The organism is Pseudonocardia sp. ZF1 (assembly GCF_056835605.1).
Window position 1 is genome coordinate 2,454,598 of sequence record NZ_JAJNBY010000001.1, and the last position, 21,782, is coordinate 2,476,379.

17 protein-coding genes and 1 pseudogene are annotated in these 21,782 nt (G+C 76.0%); 11 read left to right on the forward strand and 7 right to left on the reverse strand.

Annotated elements, in window-relative coordinates; all coding sequences use genetic code 11:
• Nucleotides 1-6: 6 nt before the first annotated feature.
• Nucleotides 7-3,510 (reverse strand): ATP-binding cassette domain-containing protein, encoded by a 3,504-nt coding sequence (locus ZF1_RS12065; protein WP_482637294.1) that lies wholly within the window; start codon nucleotides 3,508-3,510, stop codon nucleotides 7-9.
• A gap of 239 nt (nucleotides 3,511-3,749) precedes the next feature.
• On the opposite strand from ZF1_RS12065, the gene ZF1_RS12070 reads away from it, so the two are divergent.
• Together ZF1_RS12070 and ZF1_RS12075 are read left to right on the forward strand one after the other, a co-directional pair.
• Nucleotides 3,750-4,310, forward strand: a complete 561-nt coding sequence (locus ZF1_RS12070) for a CHRD domain-containing protein (protein ID WP_482637295.1) — start codon at nucleotides 3,750-3,752, stop codon at nucleotides 4,308-4,310.
• An 81-nt stretch (nucleotides 4,311-4,391) separates the two neighbouring features.
• Nucleotides 4,392-5,246: an alpha/beta fold hydrolase gene (locus ZF1_RS12075; protein ID WP_405417615.1), complete on the forward strand. Its 855-nt coding sequence runs from the start codon at nucleotides 4,392-4,394 to the stop codon at nucleotides 5,244-5,246.
• Between the two features lie 63 nt (nucleotides 5,247-5,309).
• Here ZF1_RS12075 and ZF1_RS12080 read toward each other — a convergent pair.
• Nucleotides 5,310-6,770, reverse strand: a pseudogene (locus tag ZF1_RS12080) (RNA polymerase sigma factor); the annotation flags it as partial.
• Between the two features lie 230 nt (nucleotides 6,771-7,000).
• Between ZF1_RS12080 and ZF1_RS12085 the strand changes: the two are divergent.
• The gene (locus tag ZF1_RS12085) at nucleotides 7,001-7,831 is read left to right on the forward strand and encodes an inositol monophosphatase family protein (RefSeq protein ID WP_482637296.1); all 831 of its coding nucleotides are present in this window, start codon (nucleotides 7,001-7,003) and stop codon (nucleotides 7,829-7,831) included.
• Nucleotides 7,832-7,864: 33 nt separating this feature from the next.
• Here ZF1_RS12085 and cei read toward each other — a convergent pair whose 3' ends face one another.
• On the reverse strand, nucleotides 7,865-8,494 hold the full coding sequence (gene cei, locus ZF1_RS12090) for an envelope integrity protein Cei (RefSeq protein ID WP_224402768.1): 630 nt from the start codon (nucleotides 8,492-8,494) through the stop codon (nucleotides 7,865-7,867).
• Nucleotides 8,494-9,579, reverse strand: coding sequence for a phosphotransferase family protein (locus ZF1_RS12095; protein WP_482637297.1), 1,086 nt, complete (start codon nucleotides 9,577-9,579; stop codon nucleotides 8,494-8,496). Before ZF1_RS12095 ends, cei begins: the two co-directional genes overlap by 1 nt.
• Nucleotides 9,580-9,892: 313 nt before the next feature.
• Between ZF1_RS12095 and ZF1_RS12100 the strand changes: the two genes are divergently transcribed.
• The gene (locus ZF1_RS12100) at nucleotides 9,893-10,195 is read left to right on the forward strand and encodes a DUF4193 domain-containing protein (protein ID WP_010223990.1); all 303 of its coding nucleotides are present in this window, start codon (nucleotides 9,893-9,895) and stop codon (nucleotides 10,193-10,195) included.
• Between the two features lie 73 nt (nucleotides 10,196-10,268).
• Here ZF1_RS12100 and ZF1_RS12105 read toward each other — a convergent pair whose 3' ends face one another.
• Nucleotides 10,269-10,766: a DUF3093 domain-containing protein gene (locus ZF1_RS12105; RefSeq protein WP_208819638.1), complete on the reverse strand. Its 498-nt coding sequence runs from the start codon at nucleotides 10,764-10,766 to the stop codon at nucleotides 10,269-10,271.
• A 25-nt stretch (nucleotides 10,767-10,791) separates the two neighbouring features.
• On the opposite strand from ZF1_RS12105, the gene dut reads away from it, so the two are divergent.
• The 4 genes from dut to ZF1_RS12125 all read left to right on the forward strand — a co-directional run bounded on the left by dut (nucleotide 10,792) and on the right by ZF1_RS12125 (nucleotide 16,249).
• Nucleotides 10,792-11,307, forward strand: a complete 516-nt coding sequence (gene dut, locus ZF1_RS12110; RefSeq protein WP_208819639.1) for a dUTP diphosphatase — start codon at nucleotides 10,792-10,794, stop codon at nucleotides 11,305-11,307.
• Nucleotides 11,308-14,793, forward strand: a complete 3,486-nt coding sequence (locus ZF1_RS12115; protein ID WP_482637298.1) for a DUF3710 domain-containing protein — start codon at nucleotides 11,308-11,310, stop codon at nucleotides 14,791-14,793. It begins immediately after the preceding gene.
• Between the two features lie 250 nt (nucleotides 14,794-15,043).
• A complete protein-coding gene (locus ZF1_RS12120) occupies nucleotides 15,044-15,421 on the forward strand; it encodes an OB-fold nucleic acid binding domain-containing protein (protein ID WP_020622832.1) in 378 nt (125 codons plus the stop codon).
• 48 nt (nucleotides 15,422-15,469) lie between these two features.
• Nucleotides 15,470-16,249 (forward strand): DUF3159 domain-containing protein, encoded by a 780-nt coding sequence (locus ZF1_RS12125; RefSeq protein ID WP_482637299.1) that lies wholly within the window; start codon nucleotides 15,470-15,472, stop codon nucleotides 16,247-16,249.
• Between the two features lie 43 nt (nucleotides 16,250-16,292).
• On the opposite strand, the gene ZF1_RS12130 is transcribed toward ZF1_RS12125, so the two are convergent.
• Nucleotides 16,293-16,946 carry a potassium channel family protein gene (locus tag ZF1_RS12130; protein ID WP_073576990.1) on the reverse strand — a complete coding sequence of 218 codons (654 nt, stop codon included), beginning with the start codon at nucleotides 16,944-16,946 and terminating at the stop codon, nucleotides 16,293-16,295.
• On the reverse strand, nucleotides 16,946-17,608 hold the full coding sequence (locus ZF1_RS12135) for a potassium channel family protein (RefSeq protein WP_062402712.1): 663 nt from the start codon (nucleotides 17,606-17,608) through the stop codon (nucleotides 16,946-16,948). Before ZF1_RS12135 ends, ZF1_RS12130 begins: the two co-directional genes overlap by 1 nt.
• 138 nt (nucleotides 17,609-17,746) lie before the next feature.
• On the opposite strand from ZF1_RS12135, the gene ZF1_RS12140 reads away from it, so the two are divergent.
• The 3 genes from ZF1_RS12140 to ZF1_RS12150 are packed head-to-tail and all read left to right on the forward strand — an operon-like array spanning nucleotide 17,747 to nucleotide 21,728.
• Nucleotides 17,747-19,828 carry an APC family permease gene (locus ZF1_RS12140; RefSeq protein WP_253068013.1) on the forward strand — a complete coding sequence of 694 codons (2,082 nt, stop codon included), beginning with the start codon at nucleotides 17,747-17,749 and terminating at the stop codon, nucleotides 19,826-19,828.
• A gap of 32 nt (nucleotides 19,829-19,860) precedes the next feature.
• Nucleotides 19,861-21,021 (forward strand): class I SAM-dependent RNA methyltransferase, encoded by a 1,161-nt coding sequence (locus ZF1_RS12145; RefSeq protein WP_253068018.1) that lies wholly within the window; start codon nucleotides 19,861-19,863, stop codon nucleotides 21,019-21,021.
• Nucleotides 21,018-21,728, forward strand: a complete 711-nt coding sequence (locus tag ZF1_RS12150; RefSeq protein WP_346105663.1) for a metallophosphoesterase — start codon at nucleotides 21,018-21,020, stop codon at nucleotides 21,726-21,728. Before ZF1_RS12145 ends, ZF1_RS12150 begins: the two co-directional genes overlap by 4 nt.
• Nucleotides 21,729-21,782 lie beyond the last annotated feature (54 nt).

Below are 21,782 nucleotides of genomic sequence, written 5' to 3' on the forward strand. Positions count from 1 at the left end.
CCGGGCTCAGCCCGCCAGGTGCGACCACCGCACCGACAGCTCGTCCCAGGTGCCCTCGTCGGCGACCCGCCCGCGGTCCAGCACGACCACCCGGTCCGCCCGGGCCAGCGCCGCCCGCTTCGTGCTCGCGCCGACCACGGTGCTGCCGCGGCGGCGCAGCGCGGCCCACAGCTCGATCTCGGTGCGGACGTCCAGCGCGGAGGACACGTCGTCGGCGACGATGAGCTCGGCGCCGGTCGCCAGCGCCCGGGCCATCGCGACCCGCTGCACCTGCCCGCCCGACAGCCGGATGCCCCGGTGTCCGACGACGGCGTCCGGCCCGCCCGCCGCGGCCACGTCCCGGTCGAGTCGGGCGTCGCCGACCGCGTCCTGCACCGGCCGGTCGTGCCCGAGGGCGATGTTGTCGCCGAACGTGCCCGAGAGCACCCGCGGGACCTGCCCGACGTAGGCGACCTGCCCGGGACGCAGGAACGTCTGCGGATCCTCGACCGCGCGCCCGTTCCACCGGATGACGCCCTCGTGCCCCACGAGCCCGGCCAGTCCCGCGAGCAGGCTGGACTTGCCCGACCCGACCTGGCCGGTGACCAGCACCAGCGAGCCCGCGTCGATGTCGAGGTCCACACCCTCGACGCCGACGGTGCCGTCGTCGTGCACGGCGGCGACCTTCTCCAGGCTCAGTCGCTGCAGCGGCTCGCGCTCCACCGGCTCCGGGGCCGGCGCGGCCCCGGTGGCCAGGTCGACCCCCGGCGGCAGCCGGGTCAGGTCCGCGGGACCCGCGAACGGGGCGACGGCCCGCAGCCAGCGCCGTGCGATCGGGGCCTCGGTGACCGCGGCCGCGCACACCTGCCCGAGGAACCCGGCCCCGTTCAGCGTGGTCGACACCAGCAGCGCCGTCGCCAGCGGCCAGGTCCCGGCCAGGTACAGCGACCAGGTGAGCACCACCGCGCCCTGCAGCAGCACACCGGGGACACCGTCGAGCAGCGTGCGCACCCGGTACTCGCGGACCGTGGCCCGGACCCGGTCGCCGTCGACGGCGCCGAGATGGGCCCGCAGCGCGCCGGTCGCGGCGGCGAGCTTCACCGTGCGCACCGACTCCAGGACCGACCCCAGCGCGGTGCCGAACCGGGCCCGGGCGTCGGCCGCGATCCGCCCGGAGCGCCCCGCGAACGGCGCCCCGATCGCCGCGACGCCCGCGCAGACCAGCAAAAACCCGCCGATGACGGCGGCCGCCCGCACGTCGGCCGCCACCAGCCCGGCCACCACGACGACGACCACCGAGTTGGTGACGTCGACCCAGCGGTCCACGTAGAGGATCATCCGGTCCGAGTCCAGCGCCCGCGCCACGACCTCGCCCGCGGGGGAGCGCGGACCACGCCGCTGCATGGTCTGCCCGCGCAGCACCCCGAGCCGCAGCCGCAGCGTCGTCGCGGACCACCAGCGCGGGTAGGTGCGGAACGCGACGGCGATCCACACCGGGAACAGCATCAGCACCACCGTCAGCGCGACGGCGGGCCCCCACGGCGTGCCGCCGCCCTCCAGCCCCGCGACGACGAGCCCCCACAGCCAGCCGGTGAGCACACCGGTGGCCGAGCCCAGGGTGGCGAGGGTGAACATCGACCCGCCGGCCAGCCCCCAGCGCGGGTGGGCCAGCGCCAGCCGCAGCACGACCCGCCACAACGGGGGAGCGGGCACCGGGTCCACGGGCGGCACCGCACGCCGGACCGCCCGGTGCAGCAGCGGCGACCCCGGGTCGGCGACGGCGACCGCACCGTCGCGCCGCGCCGTCTCGGGCCCGGTCCCGACGGCGCCGGCGGCGCCCGTGGACCCGGGCAGGGACCGGTCCGCGGCGAGCAGGTCGGCGTAGCGGCCCGGCTCGGCGGCCAGCTGCTCCCGCGCACCGTGCTGGACCAGGCGGCCGTCGGACAGCACCGCGACGGCGTCGGCGCGGCGGATCGTCGACAGCCGGTGCGCCACGACGATCCCGGTGCGGCCCGCGAGCAGCGCCCGCGACGCGCGGGTCACCCGCTCCTCGGTGCGCGGGTCCATCCGCGCGGTGGCCTCGTCCAGCACGACGACGGCGACGTCGCGCACCAGCAGCCGGGCGAAGGCCACCAGCTGCTCCTCGCCGGAGGACAGGGCGATCCCGCCGGTGCCGAGGCGGGTGTCCAGGCCGTCGGGCAGGGCCTCGACCCACTCGTCGAGACCCAGCGCGGCCGTCGCGGCCTCGACCGCGCCGCGCGGGACGGCGGGGTCGAACAGGGTGACGTTCTCCGCGAGCGTCGCCGCCAGGATCTCGGTGCGCTGGGTGACGACCCCGACCGCGCGGCGCAGCCCGTCCAGGTCGAGATCGCGCACGTCGACCCCGGCCAGGAACACCTGCCCGCGCGGCGGCTCCACGGCGCGCGAGAGCACCTTGGTGACCGTCGACTTCCCCGAGCCGGTGCGGCCGAGCAGCGCGCACGTCGTCCCGGCCGGGACGGTCAGGTCGATCCCGCCCAGGCGGAACCCGTCGTCGTACCCGGCGGTCAGCCCGCGCAGCTCCACCGCCGCGGGCCCCGGCGGCAGCGGACGGCCGCCCTCGGGCTCCCGCTCGGTCTCCAGCAGCGACGACACCCGGGTGAGCGCGCCCAGACCGGCCTGGATGTCGGGCATCCGGTCGACGACCGCGTCGATCTGCCCGACGAACGCGGTGACCAGCAGCCACAGCGTGACCAGCGCGGCGATCCCGCCCGGGTCGCCGGCGACCAGCCACACCCCGCCGAGCGCGAGCGCCCCGAGCAGCGCGTGCGCGACGGTGCCCGTCCGCAGCCCGAGCCGGGTCGCGATCCGGCACACCTCGTGGGTGCGTGCGACGACCGTCGCGGCCCGGCGGGCGAACCCGGCCACCACGTGCGGCTGGCCCAGCGAGGTGCGCACGTCGTCCTGCCCGGCGACCGCCTCCTCCAGCTGCGCCGCGTGGTCCGACCAGGCCGTCTCCTCGGCGACCTTGGCCCGCGCGATCTGCGGCGTCAACGGCCGCGCCACCAGCACGATCACGGCGGCGACCAGCGGGAACACGACGAACGCCGGCCAGAACACCAGTCCGGCGACGATCCAGGCGACGACCGAGCGCAGCAGCGAGCGGCCCGTCTCCCAGCCGATCCGCCGGATGAGCTGGGCGAGCTGGCGGCAGTCGTCGTCGACCCGGTCGAGGAGCTCACCGACCGCCTGGTCCTCCAGCGCGGGCAGCGGCTGCGCCAGCGCGGACCCCACGAGGTCCGACCGGAGCCTTCCCTCCGCGCGCCCGACCACCCCGGAGAACAGGACCCGGCCCAGGGTGTCCAGCAGGGCGGCGCCCAGCAGCAGCGCGGCCAGCACGGCGACCAGGGTGGCCGTCGGCCCGCTCACCACCGCCCCCACCACGGTCGCCGCCGTCGCCTCCGCCACCGCGGCCACCACCGCGGCGCCCACCGCCACGACCGACACCGGTCCACCCAGCCGACGCCAGGACAGCGCGCGCACCTTCGACACCCCCGACGAGACCGCGCTACGGGATCTCCGGCGCCGTCGGTGATCGACGTTAACCGCGACCCCCGACGGAATCGCCCGGTTTTCGGCGGCCCTGCCCCCGATCGGCCGGTCGAAACCGGATCGGGCGGTGCCCCACACGAAGCGGTCGACAACGCCCCGAGGGGGCGCGTCCGGGCCCCCGGTGTCCGCATGCTTGCCCCGCAGCGACGCGTGGAACACGAGGGGGAACCGATGGGACCGTGGTCGACCAGGTGGGCCGGGGCGCGCTCTGCGCGGTGGCGGCACTGGGACTCACCGCGTCACCGGCGCTGGTCGAGGACGCACCCGTACCGGAGCCCCCCACGTTCACCAGCACGCTCACCGCGACCCTGACCCCGGACGCGGTCCGCGCCGACGACGGCGCACCGGTGCCCGGCCAGCAGGGCGCGAGCGGACAGTTCACCCTGCGCCTGAACAGCCGGCAGGACATCGTCTGCTACGACATCCAGATGACCGGGGTCACCCCGCCGTTCAGCAGCCCCGCGCGGACCGCCACGCACCTGCAGGAGGGGCAGCCGAACGAGTCCGGCAACCCGCGGATGGTCTTCCCGGACCCGCAGGGCCCGCCCGGCGGCCCGATGACCAGCAAGGGCTGCCTGCAGGGGCCGTTCACCACCGGCGTGGTCGTCGGCGGCGTCGACACCGGCACCGGGTTCACGGTCAAGGACCTGGAGGCCAACCCGGCGGCCTGGTTCGTGGACACCCACACCGAGCAGTACCGGACCGGCGCGGTGCGCGGGCAGCTGTCCAAGACGGGCTGACGGCGCTGCCGGGGCCGATGAGTCCGCGGCCCCGGCACGGTCGGTAGGGGGACGGACCCTCGACCCACCGCGGGAGACACCATGACCGGAGCGGCCACCACCCCGTCGCCGACCTCGAGCGGGCACCTGCCGGTCGACGGCCTGGACCTGTACCACGAGGTGTACGGCGAGCTCGGGACGTCGCCGCCGCTGCTCCTGCTGCCGGGTGCGTTCATGGCCGCCGGCTCGATGGCGGCGTGGGCGGCCGGGCTCGCCGGCGACCGCACCGTGGTCGTCGCCGACATGCAGGGCCAGGGCCGGACACCGGACGTGCCCCGTGCGCTGTCCTACGAGCAGTTCGCCGACGACGCCGCGGCGCTGCTCCGCGGCCTGGGTGTCGGCCGGGCGGACGTGATGGGCTACTCGCAGGGCGGCGGCGTGGCGCTGCAGCTCGCGCTCCGGCATCCGGACCTCGTCGGCAAGCTGGTCGTGATGGCCGCGACGTTCCGCCGCGACGGCTGGTACCCGGCCGTGCACGCCGCGATCACGGGGATGGACGCGACGACACTGGCCGGCTCGCCCGTCGAGACGGCCTTCCTGGAGCACACGCCGGACCCCGTCGCGTTCGCGGCGTGGGTGGAGAAGGTGAAGGTCCTCAACGCCGAGGACCAGGAGATCCCCGACGACCGGATGCGTGCGATCACGGCCCGGTCCATGGTGATCGTCGGCGACGCCGACGGCGTGCGGCCCGAGCACGCGGTGGAGATGTTCCGCCTGCTCGGCGGCGGTGACGAACGTGCCGCGGCGACCGGGATGCTGCAGGCGGTCCCCCGTGCGCGCCTGGTGGTGCTGCCCGCGACCTCGCACATCGGCCTGGTGGGGGAGACGGCGACCCTCGTGCCGGCCGTCACCGCGTTCCTCGACGACGTCGCACCCGCGACGCCGGACCTGTTCTGACCGCGGACGACGAGGGCCCCGCCGGATCGTCCGGCGGGGCCCTCGTCGTGCGACGGGTGGTGCTCAGTCCAGGTAGTCGCGCAGCACCTGGGACCGCGACGGGTGCCGCAGCTTCGACATCGTCTTCGACTCGATCTGGCGGATCCGCTCGCGGGTCACGCCGTAGACCTGGCCGATCTCGTCGAGGGTGCGCGGCTGGCCGTCGGTGAGACCGAAGCGCAGCCGGACGACGCCCGCCTCGCGCTCGGACAGCGTCGCCAGCACCGACTGCAGCTGGTCCTGCAGCAGGGTGAAGCTCACCGCGTCGACCGCGACGACGGCCTCGGAGTCCTCGATGAAGTCACCGAGCTGCGAGTCGCCCTCGTCGCCGATGGTCTGGTCCAGGGAGATGGGTTCCCGGGCGTACTGCTGGATCTCCAGCACCTTCTCCGGGGTGATGTCCATTTCCTTGGCGAGCTCCTCGGGAGTGGGCTCGCGCCCGAGATCCTGGAGCAGCTCACGCTGTATGCGGCCGAGCTTGTTGATGACCTCCACCATGTGCACCGGGATGCGGATGGTGCGGGCCTGGTCGGCCATCGCGCGGGTGATGGCCTGCCGGATCCACCACGTGGCGTAGGTCGAGAACTTGTAGCCCTTGGTGTAGTCGAACTTCTCGACCGCACGGATGAGGCCGAGGTTGCCCTCCTGGATCAGGTCCAGGAACGCCATGCCGCGGCCGGTGTAGCGCTTGGCCAGCGAGACCACGAGCCGGAGGTTCGCCTCGAGCAGGTGGTTCTTGGCGCGCTCGCCGTCCCGCACGATCCAGCGCAGGTCGCGCCGCAGCTGCGGGGACAGCTTCTCGTTGGACTCGAAGACCTTGCGGATGCGCTCGGCGCCGTAGAGGCCGGCCTCGATGCGCTTCGCGAGCTCGACCTCCTCCTCGGCGTTGAGGAGCGCGACCTTGCCGATCTGCTTCAGGTACGCGCGGACCGAGTCGGCCGAGGCGGTGAGCTCGGCGTCCTTGCGCGCCTGGCGCAGGGCCTCGGACTCCTCCTCGTCCCAGACGAAGTCCGCCGACTTCTGCTGCGACGCCCGGGTGGTCGGTGCCACCCGGTTCTTGCCGGTGTTGGTCTCGTCGTCGGAGTCGTCGTCATCGTCGTCGTCGGACGACTCGTCGGCGGTCTCCTCCTTCGCGGCCTCGGCCAGATCGGCCTCGATGTCCGAGGCGTCGACCTCGCCGTCCTCGAGGACGACCTCGTCGCCGTCGGCGTCCGGCTCGTCGCCGTCGGCCTTCTTGGTGGAGGCCTTCTTCGGGGCGGCCTTGCGCGGGCCGGTCTTCGGCGCGGCCTTGGTCACCGTGCCACCCGCCGCGGCGGGCTTGCGGGTGCGTGCGGCCGGCTTCTTGGCGGTGCCGGTCGTCGCCGACGCGGTGCTCGTGGTGCCGGAAGTACGGCGGCTGCGGGATGCGGTACCCGACGTCGGTTCGACGGTCGAGTCGCTGCGTGCTGCGGAGTCTGCGGCTGCCACCTGGGCCCTCTCGCTACGTGCGCTGGAGTCGTTACGCGGCCCGGTCGCGGCGCGCTCGTCGGGGGAGACGAGGCCACGACGGCCGGGATGTCCTGTCCTGCCACCGCCTCGGTCGCCGGCGTCGATGGTGGTCGCCGCGCGTCCCGGAGACGGGGAACGCGTTCCATTGTAACTGCGTACCGGCCGGGGGGACGCACCTCACGCCGCCCCGCGCGTCCGGGTGGCTCCGCACGTGGTCGGATGGGGTGATGAGCCCGCACGAGAGCAGCGATCCCGCCACCCTGCGCGCCGTCGCCGAGCAGGTCGCGGCCGAGGCCGCGGAGCACCTGCGTGGCCTGCCCGCACCGCACGACGACGGCGTCACGACGAAGTCCTCGCCGACCGACGTCGTCACCGCCTCCGACGCGTCGGTGGAGCGCTTCGTCAGGGACCGGCTCGCGCAGCTGCGCCCCGGCGAGCCGGTGTACGGGGAGGAGGGTGCGGGCGACGCCGCCGCCGCGCGCTGGGTGGTCGACCCGATCGACGGCACCGTGAACTACCTCTACGGGCTGCCCTGGTACGGGATCTCGATCGCCGCCGTCCTCGACGGGGAGGGCGTCGCCGGTGCCGTGTCCGAGCCCGCCTCCGGACGGCTCTGGTCGGTCGGGCGCGGGCTCGGCGCGACCCTCGACGGGCGCCCCCTGCGCGCCGCGGCGACGACCGAGCTGGGCCAGTCCCTGGTCGGCACCGGGTTCGCCTACCGCGCCGAGCGGCGCGCCCGCCAGGCCCGGATGGTCGCGGCGATGCTCCCCGAGGTCCGCGACGTGCGCCGGGCCGGCGCGGCGTCGCTGGACCTGTGCGCGGTCGCGGCCGGCTGGCTCGACGGCTACCTCGAGCACGGCTGCAACTGGTGGGACTGGGCGGCCGGTGCGCTGATCGCGACCGAGGCCGGTGCCGTCGTGCACGTCGCGGGCAGCCCCGGCGTCCGCGGTCCCGTCGCCGGCGACGCCCTCGGTGCCGACGTCACCCTCGCCGCCGCGCCCGGGGTCGCCGCCGACCTGGCCGCACTGGCCCGCCGCAGCGGCGCCGACACCGTCTGAGCGGTCCGGACCCCCCGCCCGGACGGTCGCGGCTCAGCAGACCGCGGCGCGGGCCTGGGCCAGCAGGCCCGGGTCCGCCCGCGGGCCGCCCTCGGTCCCCGGCGCGGACAGCTGGTCCAGCACGTCGCGGGCCGCGCGGCCCGGTGCGACGTCGGTGAACGCCGACCCGACGACGACGTCGACCACCGCGCCCTGCCGGTCGTCGCGGATCAGCTCGACGCACGGCAGCGCGAGCGCCAGCGTCGACGCGGAGGCCGCACCGTCCGGGCCGAACCGCAGCTGTCCGATGCAGTCCAGGTCGCCGTCGGGGAACACGGTGTCGTTGCCCGGCGTACCGGCCTCGCCGAACTGCAGGTCCTTCAGCTCGGCCGACACCAGGTTGGCCTGGCCGCGCTGCCCGCCGGCGTTGCGGACCTGGAACCGGACGTCGTCCGGCGCGGTCGGGGCGGCCGACTCCAGCTCCGTGCGGTCGACCTTCGAGCCCGCCAGGGTCCCCGACGACGGCGCCGGGCAGTTCGTCGACGCCGAGCCGTCCGAGGCGGTGCCCAGCACGACCGCCCACGTGGCCACGGCCAGCACGGCCAGCAGCGCGGTGGTGACCAGGATGGGGCGGGTCCGGCGCCGCTCGTAGGGACGGTCGCCGCGGGTACGGGTGGGAAGCATCAGAACGACCCTCCGTCCAGGACGTGGTGCCCCAGCGCGACGAGCGGGCCGACCGACCCGTCGAGGCCCTCGGCCATCTCCTCGGGTACCGACCCGGCCCGGACCCGGGCCAGGATCCCGGCGAGCACGACGGCCCGCTTGAACGCGCCGAACCCGACGTACCAGGGCAGCGGACCGGCGTCGAGGCCGGTCCGCGCGGTGTAGCCCGCGACGAGCTCGCGCCGCGTCGGGAAGCCGGGCAGGCCGGTCGGGCTCGGCAGCGGCTGGGCCGCGGACCAGACGGCGTCGTCGCCGTCCTGCTTCCAGTAGACGAGCAGCAGCCCGAGATCGGCCAGCGGGTCGCCGAGGGTGGACATCTCCCAGTCCAGCACCGCGCGGATGCGGCCGGGGTCCTCGGCGTCGAACACGCAGTTGTCGAGCCGGTAGTCACCGTGCACGACGGTGTGCCGCTGCGCGGCGGGGACGTCGGCGGCCAGCCGCTCGGACAGCCGGGTGAGCTCGGACTCCTCGTCGGCGTCGACGGGGACCGGGTCGTCGCCGTCGCGGGCGGCGGCCCACTGCTTGCCCCAGCGGCGGATCTGGCGCTCCATGAAGCCGTCCGGGCGACCGAAGTCACCCAGCCCCGCCGCGGCCGGGTCGACGGCGTGCAGCGCGGCCAGCACGTCCACCAGTGCGTCGCCCGCGGCGCGGCGCTGCGCCTCGGTGGACGCCCAACCCTCGGGCAGGTCGTCCAGCGGCACGACGCCGTCGACGAGCTCCATCACGAAGCAGGGGGCGCCGAGCACGTCGCCGTCGTCGGCGGCCAGCACCGCGGGGACCGGCACGGCGCTCGGCCCGAGAGCCGAGATCACGCGCTGCTCGCGGCCCATGTCGTGGGCGGTCGCGGCGACCTCGCCGACCGGCGGACGACGCAGCACGACGGCGCCGGCGGGGGAGGAGACCCGATAGGTCAGGTTGGACCGCCCGGCGCCGATCGAGGTGAGCTGCGCCTCGCGCCACCGTTCGTCGCCGAGGGCCGTGGACAGCCACGCGCCGACGGTGGCGGGGTCGGCACCGGGCGTGGGCGTGCGGGCGCTCGTCGTCACACCGGGCGACACTAGTGCGCCCGGCGGCGCCCGCGCCCGGGCGACACCCGGCGTGATCGGGGGACTCGCTGCGACGCCCGCCGGACGCTGGGCTACCCTCCCCGCCGCCGGTGCCGGACCGGCCGCGACAGGACGCACGGCGGACGAGCCACCCGGACCACCGGGGAAGGTGAGACCGGCGTCACTCCGGGCGCCGGGCACAAACCCGCTTCCCGCGACGTTCCTCAGCGGCACGCGACGACCAACCGATGCGAAGTACCGCTGTTCGAGGGCCGAATCGAGCAGCACGGACGTAAGGCAAGGGTGAGACCTGATGGCGACCGACTACGACGCCCCACGTCGCAATGAGGCCGACGAGATGGCCGAGGACTCGCTCGACGAGCTCAAGCAGCGCCGCAACGAGGCGCAGTCCGCGGTCGTCGACGTCGAGGAGACCGACACCGCGGAGAGCTACGAGCTCCCGGGCGCGGACCTGTCGGGCGAGGAGCTGACGGTGAACGTCCTGCCGAAGCAGGCGGACGAGTTCACCTGTGCGAGCTGCTTCCTGGTGCACCACCGGAGCCGTCTCGCCAGCACCTCGGGCGGGCAGTTCCTCTGCCGCGACTGCGCGGCCTGACCGGGCCCGCACTGCGGGACCACGACGACGGGCCCCGGCGGACTCCGCCGGGGCCCGTCGTGCGTCCGCGGGGTCAGCTCTGCTGGGGGTGCGGCGCCTGCGCGGCGATCGCCGCCCGCAGCGCGTCGGGACGGCGCGTGCTGAGCACCCAGTAGGGCTCCTCGCGGCCGGTCGCCTGGACCCGCACCAGCGGCCCCACCCACGCCCGGTGCAGCACGTAGGCCTGCGGGTCGAGGTCGGGGCCCATCGCCTGCTGCTTGTCGGCGCGCGCGACGGTGTCGGTGACCCCGGCCGCGGACAGCGGCAGCTCCCGGCCGTTCGAGATCAGCACGCCGTCGCGGACGGTGGTGCGGCTGCGGCCCATCCACCACAGGACGCCGACGCACAGCGGCACCATGACCAGATAGCCCAGCCACGCCCGCAGGCCGGGATAGCCCATGTGGATCTGCGCGCCCATCAGGACACCGAGCCCGACGGCGAGCAGGTACCACCACACCGGGACGGACAACCGCTCGTCGAACGCAGCAGGGCCAGCCGTCGCAGAGTCGGTCTCCGGAACCCGTTCGCTCACGGGGCCCAGGGTAGCGTCGCCCGCCGTGCCCGGTTCCGTGCCCGCTCCCCCGGACCAGCCGCCGGCAGCAGCGTCCGTCGACGTCCTGCTGATGCGGCTCGACCCCGACGTCCCCCACCCCGCGTACGCGCGGCCCGGGGACGCCGGGGCCGACCTCGTGACGACCACCGACGTGGTCCTCCAGCCCGGGCGCCGGGCGCTCGTCGGGACCGGGGTGGCGATCGCGCTGCCCGAGGGCTATGCCGGGTTCGTGCACCCGCGGTCCGGCCTCGCGGCCCGCTGCGGGCTGTCGATCGTCAACGCACCCGGCACCGTGGACGCCGGGTACCGCGGCGAGATCACGGTGTGCCTGGTCAACACCGACCCGGACACGCCGGTGGAGCTGCACCGGGGGGACCGCATCGCGCAGCTGGTGGTGCAGCGGGTCGAGACGGCCCGGTTCGTGGAGGTCACCGCGCTGCCCGCGTCGGTACGCGGCGCCGCCGGTCACGGCTCGACCGGCGGGAACGCCGCGCTCGTCGCCGGGGGAGGGGACCAGTAGATGCCGGGACGCGCACGCGGTCGGATGTTCGACATCCGTCCCGAGGACGGGGTCGAGGACACCGGGACGGGTGCCTATCCGGGCTATCCCGGCTACGGCGACTCCGACATCGACGACTTCGACGACTACGCCGACCACTATGCAGAGCAGGACGCCCGTCGCGGGGCGCCGCCGGTGAACGGCGCGGCCCCGCGCAACGGCTCCGGACCCGGTGCGCCGAACGGCAGGCCGCCCGCGCCGGGGCGCAACGGCTCCGTGCCCCCCGCCGGCCCCCGCCCGGTACCGGCGAACGGCCTTCCGGCCGGCCCGCGAACCGGTGCCGTCCCCGCCCCCGACGGCACCGCCGCGGCGACGACGGCGGTGCGCGCGGTCGGCCGCGACGCCACCGGCCGTCCCCCCGCCACCGGCGCCTCCGGGCGCCTGCCCGACCCCGCACCCGCCGCGCACGACGACCGGGTCGCCCCCGACGGCCGCTGGGACGACGAGGAGCCGCCGCTGCTGTCGCACCGGGCCGAGGACGACGAACTCGCCTACGCCCGCGACCGCACCCCGCAGGGCTTCGACGGCGGCGACCCCGACGACCCGTCCTGGGGCCGGCGCCCCTCCGCGCCGCCGTCCGACGACCTCGACGACGAGTACGACGACTACGACGACGAGGACGAGTACGACGAGGACGAGTACGGCGTCGGCGACGCCCCGCTCTCGGTCCCGCCGCCCGGCAGCGGCGGCCGCCCGCTGGGCCCGGCCGACGTCGAGGAGCTCGACCCGTCGATGACCGACGCGCTCGCCCGCGTCGACCTCGGTGCCCTGCAGGTCCCGGTGCCCTACGGCGCCGAGCTGAAGCTGGAGCCCACGGGTGCCGAGCGCCCCCAGGCCGTGCACCTGCTGCTGGCCGAGGGCCGGATCGCGGTGAGCGCGCTGGCCGCGCCACGATCGTCCGGTCTGTGGGCGAACCTGTCCGCGGAGATCGAGCAGTCCCTGCGCAAGGGCGGCGCCCGGGTGCGCAACGCCCGCGGCGACTGGGGCCGCGAGCTCCATGCCCGCACCGAGAACGCCGCCTCGGTGTTCGTCGGCTGCGACGGCCCGCGCTGGATGGTCTACGGCGTGGCGACGGCGTCGCTGGAGACCGTCGAGGCCCTCGACGTCGAGCTCCGCCGCGTGCTGCGGGGGATCATCGTCGTCCGCGGGAAGTCGCCGTACCCGCCGCGGACGGTCCTGCCGCTGGAGCTGCCCGAGCACCTGCGCGAGCAGCAGCCCGAGGTCGCCCCCCAGAAGCCCAGCATCACCGTCTCCGTCCCGGCCCCCACCGGCGCGACGGGCGCGACCCCGGTGCCGTCGGGCAGTACCGGCGCGACCCCGGTGCCGTCCGGCCCGGCGACCGGCGCCCGCCCGGTGCCGGCCGCCGCCTCCGCGGAACCGGCGACGCCGGTGGAGCCCGCCCGGCCGGCCGGTCCGCGCCGCACCGCGCCCGCCGCCCCCGCGGCCCGGGCCACGCAGCCCCCCGCGGGGCCGGTGGGCCCCCGCCCGTCGGTCGAGGACGCCGACCCGCGCACCCGCGCGCTGCCGCAGGTCCGCCGCCCCGCCGCGGCGGCTCCGGCCGAGCTGCCCGCGGAGCGCACGGAGCTCACCCCCGCCGTCCGCGCCGACGAGTCGCCCGCCGAGCGCACCGCGCTGACCGGCGGCCCGCTGGTCACCCCCGGGTCCGAGGCGCGGCCCGGCCGCCGTCGCGGACGTCCGGCCCGGCCCGACCGGACCGGCGCGAACCGGCTCGGCGGCGCCCCGGCCGGTGCCGCACCGGCCGGGGGCGTCCCCGGCAGCGCGACCCCGACCGGCGCGATCCCGACGACGGGTGGCGTCGCCCCCGCGGCCGGCCCGGTCCGGCCCGGGGCCGACACCGGTGCGCGCCCGCTGCCCGGCCGCGAGCCGATCCACGCCCCGGCGCCGCTGCACGCACCGGACCCGGCGCCGTCCGCGGCCGCCCCGGTCCGGGCCGCCGAGCCCGAGCCGGTGGAGCCCCCGGCCCGCCGGGACCCGGCGGTGACCGCGCTGTCGGTCGCCGACCTGCTCGCGGGTGCCGAGGACGACCGGTCCGCGACCCCGCTCACCGGTTTCGGCCGGGGCGCGTCGGGCGGCGACATCCTGGACACCGGCACCCCCGTGCCGGCCTCCGTCCTCGACGACGGCCCCTCCCTGTCCGGCACCGCCCTCGACGGCCGTTCGGCTCTCGACCCCGGTACGGTTCCCGGTGGCGGCCCGGCCCTCGGCGGTGGTACCGGCACCGGGACCGGCCTCGGGACCGGTGACGCCGCGGACGGGCGCGAGACCCGCGGCAGCGCGACCACCGCCGGCGGTGCCGCGGGCACGGCCGCACCGGGCACCGGTGGGGCGGGCCGGCGCTCCCGGCGTGACCGCGCCGCCGACGCCACCCGTGTCGACGCCGCGGACCTGCTCGCCGGGCGCACCCGGGACACCCCGGCCGCCACCCCCGAACCGGCGGCGCAGCCCACCGGGGCCATCGAGGACATCCCGCTGTCGGACGTGCCGCTGATGGAGGCCACGCTCGACCGGCTCCCGGCCCCGCCGGAGCCCGCCGCACCCGCGCCCACCCGTCGTCGGCGGGGCACCCGCCCCTCCGCGGACGCGCCCGGCCACACGGCACCCGCCGACCCCACCCCGGACGACGACGGCTGGCTGTCCGCCGAGATCGCCGCCAGCCGCCGCTCCGGCCGGCACGGAGCGGGGGCGGGCACCTCTGTGGCCGACCTGCTCGCCGCCGTCGCCCTCGACGCCCCCGCGGGCGGCGGACGACGCGGCGAACCCGACGCCGCCCCCGACGCCGGGAGCGGCACCGCGGGTCCCACGCCCGCCGGCCCCGCGTCGGCGAGCCCCGCGTCGGCGAACCCCGCGCCGCCGAACCACGTGTCGGTGAAATCCGCGTCGCCGCGCCCGTCCGGCCGGGGAACGGACGACCCGGCGGGACCGGGCCGGCCGGAATCGGGCCGGGCCGAGCCGGGCACGAACGGCCGGGCCGAGCCCGGCACGGACGGCAGGGCCGAGCCGGGTCCGGGCGGGGACGACCTGTTCCGGGCCGCGGGCGACGCGGGCCGACCCTGGCACGGAGGCGGTCCCACCTCGGCCGACGAGGCACGCAGCGCCCTGCAGGACCTGCTCCGCAGCGCGTCGGCCGACCGCGGACCCGACGCCGACGGGCGGGGGGCCGACCGCAGCAACGGGCACGGCGGCGTCACCGGTCTGGCCGACTACCGGGCCAGCCGGGCCGCCGCCGGACGGGCCGCGGCCCGCGCCGCCGAGGACCCCGCGGACGCGGACCCGGCCCGCACCGCGGACGACGACACCGACGACGTCCCCGACGCGCTCGACGCCGGCCGTGCCGCGGGCGGGTCCGGGCTCACCGGCCAGTGGTCGTCCGGTCGGCGCGCGGGCGGCACCGGTCCCCGCGACCTCGGACGGCACCGCCGGGACTGAGCCGGAGCGCGGTGGGCGCGGGTGTCCGGTACGCCCGGCCCGCGCCCGCCCGCCGACCACCGGGCGCGGCCCGGGAACCGGTCGGCGGGGCGGCGACCGGGAGGTCAGGGCCGCCACGGGCACAAACCGGAGCGTCCGCGCGTTACGCTCTCGGCGCCACCACGACACCCTGTCGGGTCGCCACGCGAGTGCGGGTCACCGGAGGGTCCGGTGACCCCGGGCCGGTACCGGATGCGGGCCGAGGAGAGACATGGGCAGCACGGATGGCGGAGCGTTCCGCCGGATGCTCCGCAAACTCACCAGCGACGTCGACGAGCTCGACGCGCGCGATCTCGCCGAGGACGTCGAGGAGACCGGGGCACGCCCGGCCCGCGACTGCGCCTGCGGCGAGGAGGTCACGATGCTCGGCCGGATCCGCAGCGTCGACCTCTGTCCGCAGAGCGCCGACGCCACGCTGAAGGCCGAGCTGTTCGACGGCACCGACGGCGTCACCCTGGTCTGGATGGGCCGGCGGAGCATCCCCGGCATCGAGGCCGGGCGCACCATGCGGGTCCGTGGACGGATCTCGGTCCGCGACGGTCGCAAGGTGCTCTACAACCCGTACTACGAGATCTGCCAGGCGCAGTGACCCGCGGGACCCGCGCGGTCTGCTCCTGAGCCGACGGATCGGACCGGCTTGAACGACCACCACCACGACGCCCCGACCACCCGGATCCCGCGTGTCCCCGACGTGGACCCGCAGGACCGGACCGCGCCCCTCGGCCGGCCGGTGACGGCACCGGCGCACGCCACCGGGCCCGAGCCGGACCGGACCGGACCCGCGGCGGCACCGGCGACGGACGCGGTCGGCCGGGCTCCGACCCCCACCCTGCTCGAGCAGATGGGCGGGGTCACCGGGATCGTCGCCTCGACGATCCCGGTCGTGGTGTTCGTCGTCGCCAACGTCCTCGGCGACCTGCGGACCGCGCTGTACGCCGCGCTCGGCGCCGGGGTGCTGGTGCTCCTGTGGCGCCTGGTCCGGCGCGACCCGGTGATGCCGGCCATCTCCGGCCTGCTCGGCGTCGGGGTGTGCGCGCTCGTCGCGAGCCGGACCGGCGAGGCCCGCGGCTTCTACCTGCCCGGTCTGCTCTACAGCGGCGCCCTCGGGATCGTCGCGCTGGTCTCGATCATCGCCCGCTGGCCGCTGGCCGGGGTGATCTGGCACGGCATCAACGGACACGGCACCGAGTGGCGCCGGGACCCCCACCTGGTCCGTGCCTACGGCTGGGCCACCGCGGTGTGGGCGACGACCTTCCTCGCGAAGGTCGTCGTGCAGGGCGGGCTGTACCTGGCCGACTCCGAGACCTGGCTGGGCGTCGCGCGGCTCGCGATGGGCTACCCGCTCACCGGTGTCGCGATCCTGGCCACGATCCTCATCGTGCGCCGCGCCGAGCGCGCCCGCACCGCGACCGCCTGACCCGTACCGGCGCGCGAGGTCCGCGCGCCGGTCCCGGGCGGGGTCACATGAGGGCGGCGCGGATGTCCTCCTCGACCGCCGTCGTCGCCACGAACAGCAGCTCGTCGCCGCCTTCCAGGGCGTCGTCGGGCTGGGGCACGATCACCCGGCCGCCGCGCAGGATCGTCACCAGTGCCGAGTCCGTCGGCAGCTCCAGCACCCGCACCGGCCGTCCGGCCAGCGGGGTGTCCTCGGGCAGCGTCACCTCGACGAGGTTCGCCTGCCCCTGGCGCAGCGTCAGCAGCCGCACCAGGTCACCCACGGCGACGGCCTCCTCGACCAGCGCCGCCAGCAGCCGCGGCGTCGACACCGCGACGTCGACGCCCCAGTTCTCGCCGAACAGCCACTCGTTGCGCGGGTCGTTCACCCGGGCCACCACCCGACGGACCCCGAACTCGGTCTTCGCCAGCAGCGAGACCACCAGGTTGACCTTGTCGTCGCCGGTCGCGGCGATCACGACGTCGCAGCCCTCGATGCCGGCGTCCTCCAGCGAGGACAGCTCGCAGGCGTCGGCGTGCACCCACTCGGCCTCGGGGACGGCGTTCGGGTCGATGTGGGTCAGCTCGCGCTCGATCAGCATGACCCGGTGGTCGGACTCGACCAGCTCCAGCGCGATGGACCGCCCGACGGCGCCCGCCCCCGCGATCGCGACCCGCATCAGTCCTCCTCGGGCGGCGCCGCGGCGGCCGCCGTCACGTCGCTGACCGTGCCCGAGACCGCCGCCACGTAGACGGTGTCCTCGTGCTGCACGGTGGTGTCCTTGGTCGGCAGCACCCCGGTGCCGAACCGCACGATGAACGCGACCCGCGAGCTCGTCGCCCGCTCCAGGTCGCGGATCGGGCGCCCCACCCAGTCCCCGTGCAGCGGCAGCGGCAGGACGGCCACGGTGCCGGTGGGCTCGCGCCAGGCGGTGGCGACGCCGTCGGGCAGCAGCATGCGCAGCAGCCGGTCGGTCGTCCACGGGACCGTCGCGACCGTCGGGATGCCCAGGCGCTCGTACACCGCGGCACGCTTCGCGTCGTAGATCCGGGCGACGACCTTGCCGACGCCGTAGCTCTCGCGCGCCACCCGGGCGGCGATGATGTTGGAGTTGTCCCCGGAGGAGACGGCGGCGAACGCGTCGGCCGACTCCAGCCCGGCCTCGTCGAGGACGCTGCGGTGGAAGCCGAAACCGACGACCTGGCGCCCGCGGAAGTCCGGGCCGAGCCTGCGGAAGGCCTGCGGGTCGCGGTCGATCACCGCGACCTCGTGGCCGAGCCGCTCCAGGCCCGAGGCCAGGGACGCGCCGACGCGGCCACATCCCATGATCACGACGTGCATGGCGTCAGGGGTCCTTCCGCCGGGTGGGGGGCCCGGGATGTGCGATTCGTTCCTTCTGTACGCGGCGACGCGGACGCCGACGACGCGGAGTGAACGCTATCGCGAAGCGCAACGGAGCGGGGGCATAGGCTGCGCCCCGTGTCCAAGCTCGCCGTCGCTCTCAAGCGGCTCGTGGTCGGACGACCGCAGCGCAGCGACCGCCTGACCAGCACCCTGCTCCCGAAGCGGATCGCCCTCCCCGTGTTCGCCTCCGACGCCATGTCGTCGGTCGCCTACGCCCCCGAGGAGATCTTCCTGACCCTGTCGGTCGCCGGTGTCGCCTCGTACGCGATGTCGCCGTGGATCGGTCTCGCGGTCGTCGTCGTCCTGCTGACGGTCGTCGCCAGCTACCGGCAGAACGTCCGCGCCTATCCCTCCGGCGGGGGCGACTACGAGGTCGCGACGGTGAACCTCGGCAAGAACGCCGGACTGACCGTCGCCAGCGCCCTGCTCGTCGACTACACCCTCACCGTCGCCGTCTCGATCTCCGCGGCCGCGGCCAACATCGGTGCGCTGGTGCCGTTCGTCGCCGAGCACAAGGTGCTGTTCGCGGTGTCGGCGATCGTCGTGCTCACCGCGATCAACCTGCGCGGCATCCGCGAGTCCGGCGCGGCCTTCGCGATCCCGGTCTACGCCTTCGTCATCGGCGTCGCGACGATGATCATCTGGGGCCTGACCCGGGTGCTGATCCTCGGCGACTCCGTGCGGGCGGAGAGTGCCGACCTGCGCCTGGTCGCCGAGGGCGACGCGTTCACCGGCCTGGCGCTCGTGCTGCTCGTGCTGCGCAGCTTCACCCAGGGCGCCGCCGCGCTGACCGGTGTCGAGGCGATCTCCAACGGGGTGCCCGCCTTCCGCAAGCCGAAGTCGAGGAACGCGGCCACCACGCTGCTGCTGCTCGGCGTGATGTCGGTGTCGCTGTTCATGGGGCTGATCGCCCTGGCCCAGCTCACCCACGTCCAGATCGCCGAGGACCCGGCCCGCCAGTTCCCCGACGCGCCGCCCGGCTACGAGCAGCACACCATGATCGCCCAGCTCGCCGACGCCGTGTTCGACAACTTCCCGCCGGGCTACTTCTTCGTCATCGTGATGACGGCGCTGATCCTGGTCCTCGCCGCGAACACCGCGTTCAACGGCTTCCCGGTGCTGGGCTCGATCCTGTCCCAGGACCGCTACCTGCCCCGTCAGCTGCACACCCGTGGCGACCGGCTCGCGTTCTCCAACGGCATCGTCGCGCTCGCGCTGTTCGCGATCCTGCTGGTCGTGGGGTTCCAGGCCGAGGTCACCCGGCTCATCCCGCTCTACACCGTCGGCGTGTTCGTGTCGTTCACGCTGTCCCAGGCCGGGATGGTCCGGCACTGGAACCGGGAGCTCGCGCTGGACCCCTCGGCGTCCGAACGCCGCCGGATGCGCCGCGCCCAGTCGATCAACGGGTTCGGCGCCTGCATGACCGGCGTCGTGCTGGTCACGGTGCTCGTCACGAAGTTCGCCCTCGGCGCCTGGATTGCGATCGTCGCGATGGGTGGGTTCTTCGTGCTGATGCGGATGATCCAGCTCCACTACGACCGGGTCGCCGCCGCGCTGGTCGCCGACGAGTCCGACGACGTCCTGCCCTCGCGCAACCACGCCGTCGTCCTGGTCTCGACGCTGCACAAGCCGACCCTGCGGGCGCTGGCCTACGCCCGCGCGACCCGCCCGGACATCCTCGAGGCGGTCACGGTCAACGTCGACGACTCCGAGACCAAGAAGCTCGTCGAGCAGTGGCACAAGCGGAACCTGCCGGTCCCGCTGAAGGTCGTCGAGTCGCCCTACCGGGAGATCACCCGGCCCGTGCTGGACTACGTCAAGCGCATCCGCACCGACTCCCCGCGCAACGTCGTCACCGTCTACATCCCGGAGTACGTCGTCGGGCACTGGTGGGAGCAGGTGCTGCACAACCAGAGCGCGCTGCGGCTCAAGACGCGGCTGCTGTTCCAGCCAGGGGTGATGGTGACCAGCGTGCCGTGGCAGCTGCCGTCGTCGTCGCGCACACGGGCGCTGTCGCCGCTGCAGGCGCCGGGGGCGTCCCGGCGCGGCTACCCGGGCATGGAGCAGCTGCCCGGCGAACGCCGCGACGGCGCGGGCGTCGGGACGGGTGGCGGCACCCCGTCCGCACCCCGGGTGACGAGGAAGGAGAACCGGTGAACGCCGACACGGCGACCGACTGGACCGACCGCATGCTGGAGCTGCGGGTCGGCCCCGTCGCGCACGGCGGCCACTGCGTGGCCCGCGACGGGGACGGTGGCCGGGTCGTGTTCGTCCGGCACGCACTGCCCGGTGAGCTGGTCCGTGCGGTGGTCACCGACGACCCGGGCGGGGCGTTCTGCCGCGCCGACGCCGTCGCCGTGCTGGAGGCGTCCCCGGACCGGGTCGAGCCCGCCTGCCCGTGGGCCGGTCCCGGGGGCTGCGGCGGCTGCGACTTCCAGCACACCGACCACGCCACCCAGCGCGCCCTGAAGACGACGGTCCTGCGCGAGCAGCTGGAGCGCCTCGGCGCCGGCGCCGCGGTCGTCGCCACCGCCGACCTCGCCGCCGTCGAGGTAGAGGAGCTCCCCGGCGGTCCGCTCGGCTGGCGCACCCGGGTGCGGCTGGCCGTCGACGACGACGGCGTCCCCGGCCTGCGCGCCCACCGCAGCCACGACGTGTGCGAGATCGGCGACTGCCCGCTCGTCCCGGCCGGCGCGCTGCCGCCGGTGCTGGAGCGCCGCTTCCGGCCCGACTCCGAGCTCGACGTCACCGTCGTCGGCGACGGCGCCGCCCGGGTCGGCTCCGGCGCGACAGTGCACGCCGCGGACCGCACCTGGGAGCTGTCGGCCGGCACGTTCTGGCAGGTCCACCCGGCGCTGCCGGACACCCTCGCGTCCGTCGTGCGCGACTGGGCCGACGCCCCCACCGGCGGCGTCGCCTGGGACCTCTACGGCGGCGTCGGGCTGCTCGGCTCGGTCCTCGCCGGCCAGGTGGGGGAGTCGGGGACCGTGCTGGTCGTCGAGTCCGCCGCGTCCGCGGTCGCCGACGGCGCCTCCGCGCTCGCCGACCTGCCGCAGGTCCAGTTCGTCCGCGGCCGCGCCGAGCGCGAGATCAGCCGGCTCGGCCCCGACCCCGACGTCGTGGTCACCGACCCGCCGCGCGCCGGGCTCGGGAAGGCCGCGGTGCGCGACCTCGCCGCCCGCGCCCCGCAGCGGATCGTGCACATCGCCTGCGACCCGGCCGCGCTGGCCCGGGACCTGTCGCTGTTCGCCGCCGCCGGGTACCGCACCGCCGCGCTGCGGGCGTTCGACGCGTTCCCGATGACCCACCACATGGAGGCGGCCGCCCTGCTGGAGCGGATCCCGCGGTGACCACCGTCGTCCAGCTGTCGGACCTGCACCTCGGCCGCCCGGACACCGACGGCCGGGCCGCCCGCGCCGTCGCGGGGGTCCGTGCGCTGGACCCGGCGCCGGACGTCGTGCTCGTCACCGGCGACCTCGCCGACGACGGCGCCCCCGAGTCCTACGCCTCCGCGGCACGGCTGCTCGACGGCCTCGGCGCGCTGCACGTGCCCGGCAACCACGACGACCGCGCCGCGATGGCCGACGCCGTCGGACCGGTGGGCGACCGGCTGCACCGCACCGGCGGGACCACCGTCGCGCTGCTCGACACCCTCGTCCCCGGGGCACCGCACGGTGCGCTGTCCGACGCCGCGGTCGCCCTGCTCGCCGAGGCCGTCCGGGACCCCGCGCCGCTGCTGGTCGCCCTGCACCACCCGCCGGTCGCGGTCGGGCACCCGGTCCTCGACGGGATGCGGCTGCTCGAGGCCGGTGTGTTCGAGGCCCTGCTCGCCGCGCGCAGCGACCCGACGCTGGTGGTGTGCGGGCACGTCCACACCCCGCTGGCGACGACGTTCGCCGGGCACCCGCTCGTCGTCGCCCCGTCGGTGGCGCCCGCCCTGCGCTGGCCGGACGTGCCCGGGACCGGGGGGAGCGACCCCGTCCCGGCGCCGGGTGGGGTGCTGCACGTGCTCGGGGACGGGCCGCCGCGCAGCCGGTTCCTGAGCTGGCCGGTGTGAGGCGGGTCGGCTGCCGCGGGTTGCCCGGAACCCGCTAGGATCGGTTCACCACAG

Bases quoted from the DNA above. Each gene is read 5' to 3' on its own strand.
- ZF1_RS12075 (WP_405417615.1), top strand. From the start codon at position 4,392: ATGACCGGAGCGGCCACCACCCCGTCGCCGACCTCGAGCGGGCACCTG.
- ZF1_RS12085 (WP_482637296.1), top strand. From the start codon at position 7,001: ATGAGCCCGCACGAGAGCAGCGATCCCGCCACCCTGCGCGCCGTCGCC.
- cei (WP_224402768.1), bottom strand. From the start codon at position 8,494: ATGCTTCCCACCCGTACCCGCGGCGACCGTCCCTACGAGCGGCGCCGG.
- ZF1_RS12100 (WP_010223990.1), top strand. From the start codon at position 9,893: ATGGCGACCGACTACGACGCCCCACGTCGCAATGAGGCCGACGAGATG.
- ZF1_RS12115 (WP_482637298.1), top strand. From the start codon at position 11,308: ATGCCGGGACGCGCACGCGGTCGGATGTTCGACATCCGTCCCGAGGAC.
- ZF1_RS12120 (WP_020622832.1), top strand. From the start codon at position 15,044: ATGGGCAGCACGGATGGCGGAGCGTTCCGCCGGATGCTCCGCAAACTC.
- ZF1_RS12130 (WP_073576990.1), bottom strand. From the start codon at position 16,946: ATGCGGGTCGCGATCGCGGGGGCGGGCGCCGTCGGGCGGTCCATCGCG.
- ZF1_RS12135 (WP_062402712.1), bottom strand. From the start codon at position 17,608: ATGCACGTCGTGATCATGGGATGTGGCCGCGTCGGCGCGTCCCTGGCC.
- ZF1_RS12145 (WP_253068018.1), top strand. From the start codon at position 19,861: ATGCTGGAGCTGCGGGTCGGCCCCGTCGCGCACGGCGGCCACTGCGTG.